Source organism: Thermococcus sp. (genome assembly GCF_027052235.1).
Classification (GTDB): Archaea; Methanobacteriota_B; Thermococci; order Thermococcales; family Thermococcaceae; genus Thermococcus.
In genome coordinates, this window is the sequence record NZ_JALUFF010000002.1 from 1 (window position 1) to 1,719 (window position 1,719).

The 1,719-nt window shown below is 51.9% G+C and carries 4 protein-coding genes and 2 pseudogenes; all 6 read left to right on the plus strand.

The annotated features are described in order from the left end of the window. Positions 1-255, plus strand: a 255-nt coding sequence (locus tag MVC73_RS00135; RefSeq protein ID WP_297505959.1) for a phosphatidylglycerophosphatase A, incomplete at its 5' end; no start/stop codon positions are given. Next, a complete protein-coding gene (locus MVC73_RS00140) occupies positions 248-499 on the plus strand; it encodes a hypothetical protein (RefSeq protein WP_297505962.1) in 252 nt (83 codons plus the stop codon). The genes MVC73_RS00135 and MVC73_RS00140, both read left to right, overlap by 8 nt. Further along, positions 496-1,191, plus strand: coding sequence for an adenosylcobinamide-GDP ribazoletransferase (cobS, locus tag MVC73_RS00145; RefSeq protein ID WP_297505960.1), 696 nt, complete (start codon positions 496-498; stop codon positions 1,189-1,191). The genes MVC73_RS00140 and cobS overlap by 4 nt, the downstream gene beginning before the upstream one ends. Before the next feature lie 33 nt (positions 1,192-1,224). After that, a complete protein-coding gene (locus MVC73_RS00150; RefSeq protein WP_297505961.1) occupies positions 1,225-1,443 on the plus strand; it encodes a DUF2281 domain-containing protein in 219 nt (72 codons plus the stop codon). Next, positions 1,430-1,522, plus strand: a pseudogene (locus MVC73_RS10855) (VapC toxin family PIN domain ribonuclease); the annotation flags it as partial. The gene MVC73_RS00150 and the pseudogene MVC73_RS10855, both read left to right, overlap by 14 nt. Before the next feature lie 13 nt (positions 1,523-1,535). Next, positions 1,536-1,719, plus strand: a pseudogene (locus MVC73_RS00155) (hypothetical protein); the annotation flags it as partial.

Here is a 1,719-nt window from a genome sequence, read left to right on the forward strand (position 1 = left end):
ATGGCTGCCCTCCTCCTCGAGGAGAACTTTGAGGTGGAGGGTGATCCCGTAAATCTTGTTGCAGACGAGTTGATTGGGATAGACGTTGCAGAGTACATCGGCGGCAAGATGGCGCTTTTCAACTTCTTCTACTACGACACTAAAAAGCCCGGAATACTGGCGGAGCTGCCTCCTTTCCTGGACGACGCGATAGGAGGGTTTATAGCGGGCTGCATGACAAAGCTCTTTGAAGGTGGTGACGGTGGCCATGATTGAAACCCGGAGATGCCCCCTCTGCGGGGGAACAATGGTGCGAAGTAAGACGAAAAGGGAAGGTTATTCCCGCTTCTTCTGGCAGCCCCCGTGGAAGAGCAAGACCACAGGGTTACTAAAGCCGTTCATCGAGGCAACACCTTATCTCTGCCTCGACTGCGGCGTTGTGCTGGCCTTCGTTGATGACGAAGCCCGTTCAATTCTCAGAGGGGAATTTGAGGAAAAGAAGACAGAGGTGGGCACGTGAAGAACGTCTTACCCTTTTTGACCCGAATTTCCCTAAGGGGAGATTTCGAAAAAGCCCGCGGGGAGCTCTGGGCCTTTCCGCCAATCGCCCCAATAAGCTCGGCCCTTCCGATTATTATCCTTTACCTAAAGCTACCCCTTGCCAACCTTTTGGCCCTTCTGGCACTCTACTTTACCATCGGGCTCCTCCATCTGGACGGATTGGCCGATTGGGCCGACGGGATAATGACCAAAGGGGACCGGGAGCGGAAAGTTAATGCAATGAAAGACCTGAACATCGGGATAGCGGGTGTATTTGCCGTTATAATGGTCCTCTTTCTCCAGGTCTATTCCCTTCAGCTCCTTCCTTTCTACGCCCTCTTTCTGGCGGAGCTGAACTCGAAGTTCGCCATGCTTCTCGGACTCTCAACCAAAAAGACTCTCGGTCATGGGCTGGGTGCCTACTTCATGGAGGGAATTAACGGAAGGCAGCTTGCCCTCGGGGCGCTTCTCTACGGCTTCCTCTACCTCCCGGTTGCGCTTTACGATCCCCTAACCCTCTCAGGACTCCTCGGACTGCTCATTGGTGGGTACGTTGTTAAGCTCTCCCTCGAGAACTTCGGCGGGATAAACGGCGATTGCCTCGGAGCGGTTGCCGAGATAACAAGGGCAGGGACGTTAATTATTTTGGCGTTTGTATGGGCTTACATTTAAATAGCGCTTTACCCAACTTTCAGTGGTGAGGGCATGCAGGACGTTGAGAAAATTCTCTCCCAGCTGCCACCGGAGGCAAGAAGGGAACTCATGGATTATGCAGAATTCCTGCTTCACAAGTATGGGAAAAAAAGGGGAAAGAGGCCGAACGGCTTCACTTTCTCCTGGGAAGATAAGCTGAAGGATGTTACGATCACATCCGTTGAACTCCAGCACAAAGCCTCGGAGTGGCGGGCCAATGTATCTGATTGACACAAACGTCTTCCTTGAGATCCTACTTGGACAGACGAAAAAGGAGATTGCAAAGCAGTTCTTGAACTCGCATCTCGGTGAGCTAGCCATGAGTGACTTTACACTACACTCCCTCGGTGTCGTCCTTTTCCGGCTTGGACGGCCCGAGGTTTTTTCTAGAGTTCATCCAGGACACCCTTCCAAGAGTTGAAGTCTTAACGCTTTCCCCACCGGACTACTCCAAAGTTGTTGAGTTCCACAGGGAATATGGCCTGGATTTTGATGATTCGTATCAAT

Excerpts from the sequence above, each read along its gene's own strand:
- MVC73_RS00140 (WP_297505962.1), top strand. The coding sequence starts at position 248 with ATGATTGAAACCCGGAGATGCCCCCTCTGCGGGGGAACAATGGTGCGA.
- MVC73_RS00150 (WP_297505961.1), top strand. The coding sequence starts at position 1,225 with ATGCAGGACGTTGAGAAAATTCTCTCCCAGCTGCCACCGGAGGCAAGA.